The sequence below is a fragment of the Mesorhizobium sp. P2_E10 genome, assembly GCF_056404235.1.
The window spans coordinates 1-13,114 of the sequence record NZ_JBFUEK010000035.1; the positions used below are offsets into that span (position 1 = coordinate 1).

13 protein-coding genes are annotated in these 13,114 nt (G+C 59.6%); 4 read left to right on the forward strand and 9 right to left on the reverse strand.

Translation table 11 applies throughout. The features are described from left to right. The 4 genes from AC1D0N_RS31485 to AC1D0N_RS31500 all read right to left on the reverse strand — a co-directional run. A partial coding sequence (locus AC1D0N_RS31485; protein ID WP_477250480.1) for a DUF1419 domain-containing protein occupies positions 1 to 236 on the reverse strand: 236 nt, incomplete at its 3' end. Positions 237 to 367: 131 nt separating this feature from the next. Beyond that, on the reverse strand, positions 368 to 760 hold the full coding sequence (locus AC1D0N_RS31490; RefSeq protein WP_477250482.1) for a hypothetical protein: 393 nt from the start codon (positions 758 to 760) through the stop codon (positions 368 to 370). A gap of 93 nt (positions 761 to 853) precedes the next feature. Beyond that, positions 854 to 3,004 (reverse strand): ParB/RepB/Spo0J family partition protein, encoded by a 2,151-nt coding sequence (locus AC1D0N_RS31495; RefSeq protein WP_477250484.1) that lies wholly within the window; start codon positions 3,002 to 3,004, stop codon positions 854 to 856. Between the two features lie 274 nt (positions 3,005 to 3,278). Beyond that, the gene (locus AC1D0N_RS31500) at positions 3,279 to 4,475 is read right to left on the reverse strand and encodes a DUF932 domain-containing protein (protein WP_477250486.1); all 1,197 of its coding nucleotides are present in this window, start codon (positions 4,473 to 4,475) and stop codon (positions 3,279 to 3,281) included. Between the two features lie 354 nt (positions 4,476 to 4,829). Between AC1D0N_RS31500 and AC1D0N_RS31505 the strand changes: the two genes are divergently transcribed. Both AC1D0N_RS31505 and AC1D0N_RS31510 read left to right on the forward strand, forming a co-directional pair. Then, positions 4,830 to 5,072: a DUF982 domain-containing protein gene (locus AC1D0N_RS31505; protein ID WP_477250488.1), complete on the forward strand. Its 243-nt coding sequence runs from the start codon at positions 4,830 to 4,832 to the stop codon at positions 5,070 to 5,072. A gap of 75 nt (positions 5,073 to 5,147) precedes the next feature. After that, positions 5,148 to 5,369 carry a hypothetical protein gene (locus AC1D0N_RS31510; protein ID WP_111543961.1) on the forward strand — a complete coding sequence of 74 codons (222 nt, stop codon included), beginning with the start codon at positions 5,148 to 5,150 and terminating at the stop codon, positions 5,367 to 5,369. A gap of 486 nt (positions 5,370 to 5,855) precedes the next feature. On the opposite strand, the gene AC1D0N_RS31515 is transcribed toward AC1D0N_RS31510, so the two are convergent. The 5 genes from AC1D0N_RS31515 to AC1D0N_RS31535 form a co-directional block, all read right to left on the reverse strand. Next, entirely contained in the window at positions 5,856 to 6,068 is a 213-nt protein-coding gene (locus AC1D0N_RS31515; protein WP_057143290.1) for a cold-shock protein, read from the reverse strand. Between the two features lie 345 nt (positions 6,069 to 6,413). After that, complete coding sequence (repC, locus tag AC1D0N_RS31520; RefSeq protein WP_477250491.1) at positions 6,414 to 7,619, reverse strand: plasmid replication protein RepC; 1,206 nt, start codon at positions 7,617 to 7,619, stop codon at positions 6,414 to 6,416. A 153-nt stretch (positions 7,620 to 7,772) separates the two neighbouring features. Next, complete coding sequence (repB, locus tag AC1D0N_RS31525; protein ID WP_477250493.1) at positions 7,773 to 8,759, reverse strand: plasmid partitioning protein RepB; 987 nt, start codon at positions 8,757 to 8,759, stop codon at positions 7,773 to 7,775. Positions 8,760 to 8,827: 68 nt separating this feature from the next. Further along, positions 8,828 to 10,036, reverse strand: coding sequence for a plasmid partitioning protein RepA (repA, locus tag AC1D0N_RS31530; RefSeq protein WP_477250495.1), 1,209 nt, complete (start codon positions 10,034 to 10,036; stop codon positions 8,828 to 8,830). A gap of 522 nt (positions 10,037 to 10,558) precedes the next feature. Continuing rightward, entirely contained in the window at positions 10,559 to 11,686 is a 1,128-nt protein-coding gene (locus tag AC1D0N_RS31535) for a site-specific integrase (protein WP_477250496.1), read from the reverse strand. A gap of 249 nt (positions 11,687 to 11,935) precedes the next feature. Here AC1D0N_RS31535 and AC1D0N_RS31540 point away from each other — a divergent pair, with 249 nt between their 5' ends. Beyond that, positions 11,936 to 12,232, forward strand: a complete 297-nt coding sequence (locus tag AC1D0N_RS31540; RefSeq protein ID WP_477250498.1) for a hypothetical protein — start codon at positions 11,936 to 11,938, stop codon at positions 12,230 to 12,232. Next, complete coding sequence (locus AC1D0N_RS31545; RefSeq protein ID WP_477250499.1) at positions 12,222 to 12,815, forward strand: type II toxin-antitoxin system VapC family toxin; 594 nt, start codon at positions 12,222 to 12,224, stop codon at positions 12,813 to 12,815. Before AC1D0N_RS31540 ends, AC1D0N_RS31545 begins: the two co-directional genes overlap by 11 nt. Positions 12,816 to 13,114 lie beyond the last annotated feature (299 nt).

Consider the following 13,114-nt stretch of genomic DNA (forward strand, 5'->3'; position numbering starts at 1 on the left):
TWGCCGGCCTTATACTCAGACATTCCGAACATGCCGGTGCGCATGAAGAGCGGCGGCAGCAAATCGAGCATGAAGTGATATTCTGACGCGTTGATCTCGAACCACTCGGCTGAATAGGGAGTGCCGGAAAGCGGATCGATGCCGGGAGTGTCTTTGTGTCGGCCGAACAGTTGGAACATCTGCTCGCGAGTGGCGACGCCGTCGAGCACCTTCCTGAAGGGTGGATGTGCGGTCATGAGGTTCTCCTGAACGCAGCTCGGCCACGCGCGGCATCACCGCGCCATGGCAACTGCTTGTGTGTTGCGGCTGGCGACGGGCGGAGCCCGCGGCCGGCACGTGCACTGGCGATGATGGGGTTTGCAGGGGTTTAGGCGGCGCGTCGTTCGGAGGAACACGAAGCGTCTCGACCAACCCCGGTTATGGCACGGACGGCGGCGGCGAGCGCCGGAATGTCGCCCAGCATGCTGACTACGACGAAGTGGTTGGCCCCGCCGATATAGTCCTTACGGCCCTTGCAGGTCCTGATCAGGATGCCGTGACCGGAGGACAGTCCGAACTGGCCGACCTGGATATAGGCACGGTCATGGTGCAGGGTTATTTCACCGCAAACGGCGATGCCCGCCTTGTTTGAGCGCAGGTCAAAGCTGCCCGATGGCAAGTTTAATTCAGCGGCGAGTTTCTTCAGGCGTGAACGGGCTGTGGTGTGGAAACGTCTCTTCTGCTGCTCGTCGTAGGAGCAGGAWCTTTTCCAGTCGAACATGTCGATCTCCATGAAACAAAAACGCCCGGGCGCGCTATGGCGATCCCGGGCTTGAGAGTGAGTTGGAACTGATCGGTGGGAGCGGGAGGCCGACTATTCGGCGGCCTGGAGGTGGTCCGTTTCGTCGCCGTCGATGGTCACCGGCTCATCGGAGGACGGATCCGCATCGTCGGCGAGGAAGGCCGGCAGCTCGGCGGCATCGCCGTCGAGGGCTGCCTCGTCCGACATGTCGCCGGCAACCGCGTCGCCAGCATCGGCAGACACTTCATCGACCTCAACGCGCAGCGGCTCTGGCAGCCAGTTCGAGCCTTCGAGAAGACGGGCAGCTTCACGGGCCATGATGTCTTTCTTCATGTGGTCGATCAGCTGCGCGGAGTCTGCGCCACGCGCTTCACGGACAGCCTGTAGAATCCGCGCCTTGGTGAGCCTCCCGAGGAACTCGACCGTGGGCGTCCAGCCGGCGTCGACCATGTCGAACTGGAGCGAGCGGCCAAGCACGTCTGCATGCTCGAGCGCCTTCGCTCGCCTGTTCCAGGGTTCGACCACCGCATTAAGGGTCAGCGAGACGCAGTGCGCGAACAGCGCCTTGCGGCTTGCTTCATCGAGGCCGAGAAGGAAGTCCCACAGGCCTTCCGCCTCATCGGGCAAATCGCGGTCCCAGGCTTCGTGCCGCTCGGCGATTTCCTTGGCCCAGGAGGTCTCGGCAAGACCGTCAACCTGGCTGAAGCTGCCGCTCTTCATGCTGATCTCCAGGCACGTGTTCGGCGCGAAGCGATAGAAGACCTGCAGGACGAAGGCATGGAGTGCGGCGATGATGGCGATATCGACGTCGTCGGCGAGCGCGCTGCGTAGCGCCAGCGTGCGCTGCGCGGTCAGATCGAAGACGAGCCGATCAGGCAGTGGCTTGATGCCATCGTCCTCGCCGTCGTCGCTAGAGGCGTCGTTCACCGGCTGGCCGTTGACGACAACACCACCGCCGTCATCGTCGCCATTGGATCGGGTTCCGCCGTCGGCGCTCCCTTCCTCGCCCTCATCGACGTCGCTGGTCTCGGTCCGCGGCTCGTCCTCGGACCGCACGAAACCGGCATCGACCTGGAGCTTGCCGTTCGCGGCAAGCGTAACGAACGCACCGGCAATCGCCTTCTGGGCGGGATCGTAGCTTTGAGGACGATCATCGATCGCATCGAGCTCGGCACCCAGCTGGTCGAGCTTCGCCTCGATTGCTTCGTCGGCATCCTCGGCGTTGGCATAGTCCGCATCCAGCTTGTCGTATTCGGCCTTCAGCGCGTCGTAGCGTTCGATCTCCTCGGCGCTGAGCTCCTGCGCCTCGGCGTAGATGCGCCGCATGCCGGAGGTGTGGCCATAGGGAAAGCTGATCGCCGCCTCCACCCATTTCCAGCCTTCGGCACGGATCGCCTCGGCATCCCCCTTCAGCCTGTCGAAGACAAGCTGCTCTAGGAGTGCGGCATCCTGGAACCAGCCGCCGGAATCCTGCTCGAACAGGTCGCGCAGAATGACGCCGCCGGCTGCCTCATAGGCTTCGGCACCGACATAGACGGCCCGGCGATCATCGGCCTGCACCGTGGTCTCTGTCAGCAGGCGTCTTATGTAGTAGGGTTCCTGCGTGTGCGAGCTGGCAATCCGCTCCCAGACCTGCTCCTGGCGTACGTGATCGTCCGAGATCGAAAACGCCATGATCTGTTCGAGCCGGATTTCGTCCTTCTCGTAGAGATCGAGAAGTTTCGGTGACACCGTGGCCAGCCGCAGGCGCTGCCTCACCGTGGCCGGCGATACGAAGAAGCGGGCACCGATCTCGTCTGGATCGAGGCCCTGATCGCTGAGCGTCTTGAAGGCCCGAAACTGGTCGAGYGGATGGAGGTCGGCGCGCCGCAGGTTTTCGGCAAGCGAATCCTCCTCGGCCGAGGTCTCCTGCCCGCGGTTGACGATGCAGGGGATTGGCTCGTTCTTCGCCAGGCGCTTCTGCTTGATGAGGATGGCGAGCGCGAGGTAACGCCGGCCGCCGGCGGGCACCTCGAACGTGCCGGTCTCCTCGCCCTCACCGTCGAGCACGGGACGGACGTTCAGACTCTGGATCAGCTTTCGCCGTCCGATGTCTTCGGCCAGCTGCTCAATCGACACGCCGTCCTTGATGCGCCGGACATTTTTCTGCGACAGCATCAGCTTGTCATAGGGAATGTTCTCCGCGGCGTTCATCGCGATCTTCTGAATGGCGTTCTTTGCCATGGTCAGGTTCTCCATGACGGGCGGCCCGGGGCCTCTCCCCGAACCTCCAAGCCCGTCAAAAACCCTCCCCTCCCCCCWCTGCCTCCCGGCCTCACGCCGACCTGGCCCCGGCTCGCGGATCTCGACGCGACCGAGCCGCCCGAGGGGCCTCCAGCATGTTGGGCACCGGGTTCTATCCACGAAAAAAAGCGCCGTCCCCCTGCTTAGGAGGACCGCGCTGGAATTGATGGAGACGGCCCGGAGGCGAGAGTTTTCGTAGCCAGCCTGCGGAGGATCAGGCCGCGAAATCGAGAAGTTTCTTGGCTTTGCCCTCCATGTCCAGGCGGACATCCTGATGCGGCTTGTCACGCGCGATCCGCGTGATGCCCTGCACGAAATCAAAGATCGATTCCGGTGGTCGGCCTTCCTCCATGAGAACAGTATCGATGATCTTCGTGGTCTCGGACTTGGAGAAGCCGCGCTTGCGCAGGAAGTTTTGGCGGTCTTCGTCATCTCGGGCCACGATCCTTTGCCGCGCCGTCTTGATGCCGTTGACGAACGGCATGGGGGAGGAATCGGCAAACTGGATCAGGGCCGGCTCGGCTTCCAGTGCGAAACGGGAGGCCGCGTATTTTGAATGGCGGATGGTGATTTCCTCGAAATCTTCCACGCCCCACAAATTGCGATTCTGACAAACCGCGCGCAGATAGAAGCTGGCGATCCCGAGGGTGCGGGCTCCGACCTCGGAATTCCAGCAGTAGAAGCCGCGGAAATAGAGATCCGGTTCCCCATTTGGCAGCCGTCCGGCCTGGATCGGGTTCAGATCGTCGACGAGGAACACAAAGACATCGCGGTCTGACGCGTAGAGCGTCGTGGTATCGCGGGAGATGTCGACGTGCGGATTGTAGATACCTGTCGACCAGTCGAGCACACCGGGCACCTTCCAGCGGGTGTCGCCGGTACCGTTGCCGGCGATCTTTTGCACGGCGTCGACCAGTTCTGAGTCAAATATTCTGCCGTAATCAGGGCCTGTTACCGCCCGCAACTCAAGGCGTCCGTTCTCGATTTCCAGCGTCTTCACCTGTTCGACGCGGTGGTTGAGGAGACCATGCTGAAGGTTTATCGCCGCGAGCGGGGCCGGAAGCTGCCGCAGATAGGTAGCCGGTGCGCCGACCAAGGAGGCGAGTTGGCCAAAACTCCAATGCGTGGGGGCAACAGGGCCAGGCGCATCGGGCAACATTAGCCTCAGCCGCTCCGGATCGTCGCGGCTGGCCTCGACGCGGATCAGCTCACTTTCGACGATGCGGGTCTTGCTGCGCTCCGACCGGCTCTTCACCGCATTTCCAAGGTCGTTGAGCGACAGGTATCGCTCATCCGCCGGCCGGTTGAACCATTCTGACGACACGCGGCCAATACGCTGGCCGCGGTTGAGGTCGACCTTGTATCCGGCATGCTCGTTGCGCTTAGGCGCAAGAATTTCCATTTGGGTCATGGTTGTAGCTCCTCGGCGGACGCCGGGAGACTCTCTCCCGACCTTTACCCGCCACCGCACCCCGCCCGCCCTCTTTCTCTCCCGGCACCCGCGCGCCACTAGCAGCGTCGCCACTGCAGCAGCGGCCCCCTCAAGGCTGGCACCGTCCAGGAAAGCCCGAGCCTAAGACCAGGCGCCGCTTCACCTTCCGGACACGTCGGAATTCGCTGTGCTTCCTGCCGAAATTCGGCAGGCAACTTGTCTTGAGATTGGGCAACCGTCAGTTCTGTTCTGGCCCTAGCCACAAATGTATAAATTGACCCAACGTCATGATAGCGAAGACCGTGTCACGGTAGGAATTGAGAGTGTAATTGCATGTCGAGCAGGTTCGTCCGGCCCGTGGTGGTGCAAGTTGGCCGGCATGACCGTGAGCGCATCATATTCGATGTGAACGACGCAGCGGCGATCCTGCTGCGGAGTTTCCCTCATCAGACGAACAAGCGAAAACTGGCCATGGATGCATGTCTTCAGGTTCTGCGTGGTGAAGCTCAGCCGCCGGTAGCGAGACGGGCCTTCGTTGTAGCGGCGTTAGAAGCGAAAATCCTACGCAGCGACTGAGGTCGAAGCGAAACATCGCGCCTCTCGACAACGGGCAGGTAGACCGGCAATATTTACCTCGATCGGAGATGGCATATGCGAAATTTGCCGAGCGACATCGATGCTGACGTTGTGATCGAAGTCAGTCGGCTTATCGATGATGCCGAGGATCTCTTGCCTTTGCCGGTGCACGAACTGGTCAAGCGGATTCGTACGATACTGCAGACCCGCCTTTCCGACCAAGCTATCGAAGAACTGGTGGTCGAGATGGCATCGACACGCGGGTTGCCCATGGTCTTCGACAAGCCTGCAGAATAGTCAATTCTTCTACATCTCTTGTGAAAATATCGGCAAAAGCAGGCGGCGAAYTGCCATTGTCCTTCGAATGACCGGAGAGAATGGCAGGCCGAGAAACGGCCTTAGGTCAGTCTTCGCCAGCCGGGCTGGCGAATATAAGCCATCGGCTTAACCGCTCTGAGCATGGTTCTCAATTCACCGATGAAGTGGCAACGCGATGCTGCCCAATTCTGGCTGCGAGATCGCGCAATCACCGCCGGGCCTCGTCACCTCAGTTTACCCGTTTCTCGCGCGCAAGAAAAAGGCCGGACCAAGGTCCGGCCAGGCATGAAGGTTAAAACCTCCAGAGGGGAACGCGCCGGACGAATGGGAGGAAACATCCGACGCACCGCGCATATGGGTCAGCAAAGGTGACACTTCAACAACATGCCGGTAGGCCACCAGACATGTCCTCTTGGTGCACTGAAGCTTGCGTGCTTGATGCGATTGCCAATTTGAGTGCCTGGTTCAGCCAGCTTTGCTCAGGTTGCCGGCAGACGATTTACCGGTCCGCCGATCCTGTTCTATCTCGTAGTTGACCTTCTGGCCGTCAGCAAGCGTCGATAGGCCAGCGCGCTCGACAGCAGAAATATGGACAAACACGTCCTGTCCACCACCGTCGGGTTGAATGAAGCCAAAGCCCTTGGTCGCGTTGAACCACTTTACCGTTCCAGTCGCCATAAAGGTGTTTCCTTGCCGTAAGTGTCTACCTGTCCGCTGGCCGACCGCACTGGCCGCAGCTGTTTCAGATACATGCAGCAAATGGCCCTCATAGCAAGTCTTTGGCCTGTTTGACGACCTTTTGGCGCCAAGCGGTGGGGCGCTGACGCCACCTCGATAATTGAGCAGTGCCAGCATCGTATGCTTAGAAACAAGACTCTCGGAATACTGTCCCACCCTTGTGCCTTGTCGGTCAGACGCGCGGACAACCACCAAGACTGCTGCCGGTCGACGAAAACAAAGGCCCAAAAGGCCGCATTGGCTTTGAGCTGGGCGCAAAGCGACAAGCTGCGGGATCGGCGATCGTCATCCCGTCATCTTCGCCATGGCGCCGTTCGCCTTGAGCGCCGCCATCAGCATCGGCCCGACAGAGAACTGCCCTGACGTCGCCTTTTCGGTCAGTACCCGCAAATAGCCGCCGGCCGAGTTGATGTGCTGCGCCCTTTGCAGAATGCAGGCAATCACGATCGCCGCGATCTCTTGGCCCATCACATGGCACGCCTCCTCATACGCAGACGGCGAAACGCCCAGATATCCCCGCACCTGGGCGGCCGTTATCATGAGATCGCGCCAATTGCCGATCCCGTCGACGGCATAATCCGCAATTTCGGGGCAAGCCTTCAGCACCATCCCTAGTGGGTATGTTTTCGGCGCCTCTGCGGTCCTCGTCCTGGGCTCGGCCGTCGCCCCGCTTTTCTCTAAAGCAGGTTCAAATTCAAAAATAGAGTCGGTATTTGAATCAGATTGCTGCCGCTCGTTTTGAGAGTCATTGCCGCTCGGATTCGTAGATTTCATATGAATTTCCAGCAGCTTATCCACATCCTCACGCAAGGCGGCCAGATCGGCGACGATGGGCTCGATCTCGGCAATGCAAGCTCGGCGAGGAATTGCCTCCACAACGCCGCGGAAGCGCTTCCACAGGCCTCCCCAGTCGCCAGGGACGTCTTCATCAAGGGCCGCCTCTATCAGCTTATGGATGTCACGGCGGTGCAAGGTGATCCGCTCGCGCATAAGCCTGAGCGCCCTGTTGTCGGCGCGAACACGCTCGGCCGCCGCCTGGAATTCGTAAGCACGGGCCAGCAGCGGCGCCAGGGAGAAGCCAAATGCTTCCTCGATCTCCCCTCCCCTGCCCTTGCGGGCGTAACGCTTGCCGTTCGGGCTATCCCGACGGGTGATCAGCCCGCAGTCAACAAGAGCCGCCAGGTGCCGCCGGAGCGTGGCATCAGGCATCCCGTGCGCCCTGAGCGACAGCTGAGCGTTTGAGGGAAAGACGATGAGATCGTTCTCCTCACTCAACTCACTGTCAGGATAGAAAGATAACAACGCATTCAGGACGGCCAGAGCACGATCGCCGATGCCGACGATGCTCTTGCCTTCGCAGAGGTTGCGGTAGATCTGCCACTTGTCGACGACCCTGCCCTTGGGGATTTCACGTGAATCGTTTTGCGCTGCCAGCATGGCAAGCGACATCGGCCGCCGCCCAAAGGGCGTCGTTGCAATACCCGTGTCCATTTTCTTTCACCTTCGATTAGGCAAAAGAAATCTGCTCGCCAAAACGGCGCCACGACTCTTGACAGTGATTCGGGGAAATGCGATTCTCAGCTTGCGACAGACGAGAAGGGCTTCCGCGACGGTGACGTTCGGGGGCCTTTTTCTTTTGCGGTTTCAGTCTCCTGTTGAGGTCTGCTCCGACTTTCTGAACGCCTCATAGAGGTTGCTCAGATTATCGGAAATCCACGTACCAAAGCGGCTGCCGTCCATCTCCTTCACGGCGATCGTGATGGCCTTGCCTGCCTTCTTAACGCTGACGCTAACTGCTTTGTCCTCCGGGACCCAGGATTGTACTTGGGACTTCAGACCTACCTTGCGAACCGGCTTCCCCTTCGCATTCAGGGCTCCCAGCAGCCTTTCGAAACGTTCGTTGCTTTCCAACTCACCGAATTCTGGTTCGGACAAGATTGCATTAACCATTTCGAATTTCTTGCCGGCGAGGAGAGACAGCTCAACCCACCGCTCGCGGCCCACAGACGTAGCGGATCCAATCTTGCCGATCACAGACGCCGGAATTCTTGAGACGACTGATACCATCTTTGATACCGCAGCGGCGTTCGAGGCCAATGCTGACGAGATCACATCTCTGTCGTACCCCAAATCCTCAAGACGCTTTGCGAACATCGCCTTCTCGATGAAGCTAAGATTTGCACGAGCGGAATTCTCCTGACCCTGGGCAATTACATGGGCCCTGTCGTCGATCTCCTTGACGACTGCCCTTACCTTCCGTCCCAGCTCACGAGCGACTCGGACTCTGCGGTGGCCGAAGACAATCATGTAGCGGCCGTCGGAGCCTGGATGCGGACGGACAAGTATGGGAGAATCCTGCCCCCTTTCCCGAATAGCTTCCAGCAGCTCTTGGTACTGCTCCTGGTCGTCGCCCATGCGGTCGGAAACGAACGAGCCGTCGACTGCGCTTGGGTCGAGTTCCACGACATGCTCGCCCTCAAGATACGCATCCGCTTGCTTTGCCAACTCGTTGACCGAACGGATCATGGATTTTGACGCTCCGCGGATCGGATATGCTGCAGCCGCGGTAGATGACTCCCGCTCGCCGGCTTCCGTTTCTACGAGGCCAGAAAGAAGATTCTTACGTGCCATATTTTACCTCCAGGCAGCGTAGGCCGTTGAATACATTTGGAAAAGGTGCACTTTTGTCAGCAGACAAGTCAGCGCCCCCATGCTTCATGAATCAAAGCTACGATTTCGCCATTAACGACGTCCAAGGCTTCCATTGCCCGCTCGTATGTGGACCGGGTCATCGCATTCTTTTCGACTTCGTAGAGGGTCTGCTTGGTAATCCCCGCATCGGAAATCGCCGTTGATTTCAGCATCTGGTTCTTTAGGATGAATTCGCCGAACAGCGTATGCAGGAATGCCACCATCTGCGCTTGCGGCTGGTCCGTAGGTTCGAATCGAGTAACAAGGTAGCGATACCACTCCAGATTCACCTCGGCACCGGCCGCTCTGATCGGCTCCAGGATGTTCCCGAGCATCAGCAGAAACTGGCCCATGCTCATCACATCGAGCATCTGCGGATGGATCGTGATCAACACTGAAGTCGCCGCGGTCAGTGCAGTGATCGTCAGGTAGCCAAGCTGCGGCGGACAATCGATAACTATGACATCGTAGCGATCGTCGACCTCCATCAATGCCTTCGAGATGCGTGTGAAAAACGCCCTGCCCGCATTCGAAGACTTGTCAGTCATTGCCAGAGGCGTGTCGTATTCGAATTCCTGGAGCTCTAGGTTCGCTGGGACGATGTCCAAGCCCGGGAAATTCGTCGGCTTGATGATCTCGGAGAGAGGCACCCTCTCGTCGTCATAACGAATCGCGTCGTAAAGGGATTTCGTCTGGTCGAGTTCAGGCTGGAACCCATGCAATGAAGAAAGCGACGCCTGCGGATCGAGATCGACCGCTAGGACACGGTGACCGGTAAGCGCAAGGTATTGGGCGAGGTGGGCAGCTGTAGTGGTCTTCCCGCTGCCTCCCTTGAAATTAACCACAGCTAAAATCTGAAGCTTCTCGCTGGCCCGCCGATGGGGAACATACATGCGGGCGTCAGATCGACCGTACTGGTCCAGATACTGGCGCAGCTCAAGCATCTGTTCAGCAGTGTACGAACGTCTGCCCGACGTCGAGGTTTCAGGCACCGGTCCCTTTCCTTCAAGATGCAGTTTCTTCAGATGGCTCTGGGAAACCCCCAGATACGTGGCAACCTCCGCCAGCGAGAACGAACGAAGATTTTTCTTCGCGTGGGGAGGGAAGCGCTGCATCGAAAGCAGGTGCAACTTCTTCGATATTTGGTCGCCCTGATCGAGGATGCTTTTCTCGAACAGCAGCGGGATCTTTGTAGGAACGGGCGAGTTCACGTTCATTCGATCGAGACTCTCTAAAAACGATTTTTGACGTAAAAGCGCCAAGCAACCGTCATTATGTCCGATTCGTTCGCCCGGGCAAGAAATTTAAAGTTAACAAAAGCTTAACGACTGCGGAACTGGGCTCAATAATATGATTCATGCAACTGAATATGCTGCACAATTCGGCGATTTTGTCTGCGGACAAACCTACCATCCAAGCACAAATCCTGCTTACCCAGGCGTCACGCCCAGTTCTTATCGGCTTCCTAAGGCGCTCCGCACCGGTGCTTGGCAAGTGATCACGACACTCTGAGCCTATGACGAGTATTTGCAGATCAGACTCGACCGCGTTCTGACCCCACATTGCAAAGCGCCATGTTGTCTTTCACCTCCCTTGAAGACGCTAAGCAAAGCGTTCGAGGTGATAGCTCGTCGGAGGAGAGGGGGCAGCACTCATCAGTCCGTTGCCTCACGATAAGCGCCAAGTGGGAGGACGGAGTAATGGTGTCGAGTTCGCTCAATGGGGAAAGATAGGGCTTTTCAGAGCCCGGACGCCTTAGTGAGGTTGATCCGGAAACGGTCGCGACGCCGCTGGTACTTGCGGGTCATCTCGGCGCTGGCGTGGCCAAGCTGCTTCTGCACATAACGCTCATCAACCTCGGCAGAGGAAGCTAGGCCAGCGCGCAGTGAATGTCCGGAAAACTTCTGTCCCCGCTCGCCCTTGGAGAGATCGCCGCGCACGCCGGCGGCCAAGGCCGTGCGCTTGACCAACCGGGCCACCTCCTGATCGTTGAGCCGATCGACGCCGACCGTTTTACCCTGACCGGTAACACGGCGGAACAAGGGGCCATGCGCGATGCGGGCAAACCTCAGCCAGGTCTCGAGCGCGACAACCGGGCAGGTGGCGTCGGACGAACCGCGGCCGATCTCGACCTCGCGCCAGCCGGTCTTGCCGCGCAGTGTCACAAGAACACCTTTGTCGAGCACCTCGACCCAGCCGCGGCCATCCTCGGTTTGATCGCGGGCAAGATCGAGGCCGACGATTTCGGAGCGGCGCAAGCCGCCTGCGAAGCCCAAAAGCAGCATGGCGCGGTCACGCAGGCCACGCAGCGTGCCGCGGTCGAGCGTCTCCAGCATGGCAACAAGATCGTCGCGCAGTACGGCCTCCTTCTGACGGGGCGGGGCGGCGTGCGTGTTGCGGATGCCGGCGAGCACGGTGGCAATATGACGGTCCTTCCGGTCAAGCGCTTGGCCGCGCTGCGTGTAGTTCCAGGTCAGGGATGACAGGCGGCGCTCGATCGTCGCCACCGCCTTTTTGTCCCTTCCAGTGCCCGAAGCCTGCGCGGTGATATAGAGGCCGACGGTCTGCGGGTCCGGCCGCGATGGATCAAAAGACTGGCGCCGGCACCAGGCGCAGAAATGCTTCCAGTCGGCTGCGTAGGCGCGACGGGTGTTCGCCGAACTTGCTGCCTCGACATAATCGCGCGCACGGTCAGCGAGCTTTTCGAGATGCGTAGGCAACGATGTCTGTCGCGGGTCAAGGACCGGCGGGGGAGGGGAGGGGCCTTCATCCGGCCGCCCCATCTCCATGACGACGTCGACAATGTCCGGCAGGTCATCGGCGTCAATTGCGTCGGTGGACACTATCAAATTACGGGCTTTGCCCATCCAGCCTCGTCCATTCTAATGTCGCAGCAATGCGATTCTTGCGAGCGAAGGTGCGGCCAAAGTCCGGAATTGTCCACCGCGAGCTGTGTGACGGAATAGCTGCGGGAATTGCCTCCGCTCCGGTCCTGGTATCGCATCAGCGGGAGCGCAACGGGCCTTTCCGATCCAGGGATGGCCTCTCAGGGGGGTCTCCCCTTGCTTTCATGTTCAACATCCTTTATATTCCGTTCAACAGATGGAGATCCCAAGATGGCCATACGTGGCGCAGCGACAGCCGCAAGCGAGGAGCGGATTGCCCAGACCCGCAACCGTCTGGTGCTTGAGCAGGCGAGGGCGGTCGGCCTGCTTGGCGCGGCCAAGAACACACGCCTTTCCGGCAGGGTGCCGTCGGAATTGATCGAGGCGGCAAAGAAGCGCGCCCATGTGACCTCCGACACCGAACTGCTTGAGCTCGCCTTGTCGCGGCTGGCCCTGGAGGATGATTTTGGCGCCCGGCTCGTCGGCCGCAAGGGCAGCATCTCCGCGGACATCGATCTTGGCATTTGATCTAGGCGGCGCACTGCGGTCACTAAAACCACAGCGGCGTAGGGCAGGGCTGGAACGGCGACCAGATTCCGCCCTGTCCTGGGCAGGTGACCAGCCGCCTGTCGGCGGCGTATTGCTCCTCGACACCAGCGTCTATCTGGATGTCCTGCAGGGACGTACGCCAGAAGCGGTCGATAACCTTCTGACGTATCGGCTCTGTCACCACTCGGCCGTCTGCCTTGCCGAGCTCAGCCACGTGTTCGGCCGGCTCGACCCGGCGCACCCGACGACGAAGTCGGTCCTGGGAGCCGTTGCGGATACGATCGAGGATATTCCGGCGCACCGGCTGCATGCACCCGACGCCACCGCTTGGGGACGCGCCGGCATGCTGGCCGGCCTGTTGTTCCGGCTGAGCCATCTGCCGAAAGGGAAGGGGCATGAACGCCGCTTCCTCAACGATGCGCTGATCTTTCACCAGGCCGGTATGCTCGGGGCGACGGTCCTGACTGGCAATGTTGGCGATTTCGATTACCTCAGTCAGCTTGTTCCGTCGGTGCGGGTGATCTTCTACCGGGCAGCGCCAGGTTTGCGCCCGCAGGCTTAAAAGCGTCAGTGGGATGCACCAGCGCTATCGTAGCCATTCCAGGAAAGACCGTTGTCGGCTGACCGTTTTTCTTGGCGGGACACATTCCAGCTTTTCAATAGCTTACACGATTCAGATTTTTGAGACTGATTCACTTTTCGTGAACCACCGCCCAGCTTGCAACCAAACTGCCTTGCTGTCCATGCATTCCAACGGTTCGATTGCCAGGGCGCCATGCGGAGAACGACGATGACTAAGCAAAGGTACAAAAGCGACGCTTACGAGGCGATCCATAGCTCCGTTAAGGCGATGTATAAGGT

Bases quoted from the DNA above. Each gene is read 5' to 3' on its own strand.
- AC1D0N_RS31500 (WP_477250486.1), bottom strand. From the start codon at position 4,475: ATGACCCAAATGGAAATTCTTGCGCCTAAGCGCAACGAGCATGCCGGA.
- AC1D0N_RS31505 (WP_477250488.1), top strand. From the start codon at position 4,830: ATGTCGAGCAGGTTCGTCCGGCCCGTGGTGGTGCAAGTTGGCCGGCAT.
- AC1D0N_RS31510 (WP_111543961.1), top strand. From the start codon at position 5,148: ATGCGAAATTTGCCGAGCGACATCGATGCTGACGTTGTGATCGAAGTC.
- AC1D0N_RS31515 (WP_057143290.1), bottom strand. From the start codon at position 6,068: ATGGCGACTGGAACGGTAAAGTGGTTCAACGCGACCAAGGGCTTTGGC.
- repC (WP_477250491.1), bottom strand. From the start codon at position 7,619: ATGGACACGGGTATTGCAACGACGCCCTTTGGGCGGCGGCCGATGTCG.
- repB (WP_477250493.1), bottom strand. From the start codon at position 8,759: ATGGCACGTAAGAATCTTCTTTCTGGCCTCGTAGAAACGGAAGCCGGC.
- repA (WP_477250495.1), bottom strand. From the start codon at position 10,036: ATGAACGTGAACTCGCCCGTTCCTACAAAGATCCCGCTGCTGTTCGAG.
- AC1D0N_RS31535 (WP_477250496.1), bottom strand. From the start codon at position 11,686: ATGGGCAAAGCCCGTAATTTGATAGTGTCCACCGACGCAATTGACGCC.
- AC1D0N_RS31540 (WP_477250498.1), top strand. From the start codon at position 11,936: ATGGCCATACGTGGCGCAGCGACAGCCGCAAGCGAGGAGCGGATTGCC.